The 454-nt window shown below is 39.4% G+C and carries 1 protein-coding gene; it reads left to right on the forward strand.

Translation table 11 applies throughout. The features are described from left to right. Positions 1–167: 167 nt before the first annotated feature. The coding region (locus tag N0M92_RS29250; protein ID WP_260289040.1) for an IS110 family transposase at positions 168–454 on the forward strand (287 nt) is incomplete at its 3' end.

Here is a 454-nt window from a genome sequence, read left to right on the forward strand (position 1 = left end):
ACCAGGCTGAACTTTTTTTGGTGGATCTTAAGGAAGATACCCTGTATAAGAAACTGGTTGTGACAGTATGGAAGAACCATTTAGTGTACTGCTAGTACGTATACAAAAATTTTTGTAACAAATCTCCTGTCATATGTATTGTTAATCTTTTTTGAGGTGATTCTCCTATGGAAGCAATGATTGAACGGTGTGCTGGCCTAGATGTACACCAAGAAACAGTAGTAGCCTGTGTATTAGATAAAAAGCCAAAAACCTCTATTGAAACTTTTTCAACTACAACAACTGGGCTCTTGGCTTTAAGTGATTGGCTCGCTACCCTTCAGGTATCCGATGTTGTGATGGAAAGTACCGGAGTCTACTGGAAACCAATATGGAATATACTCGAAGGATCTTTTCACCTTGTTCTTGCCAATGCCAGGCATGTCAAAAATGTTCCAGGGCGTAAAACTGATGT

This window comes from Peribacillus aracenensis, assembly GCF_025175645.1.
Lineage (GTDB): Bacteria > Bacillota > Bacilli > Bacillales > DSM-1321 > Peribacillus > Peribacillus aracenensis.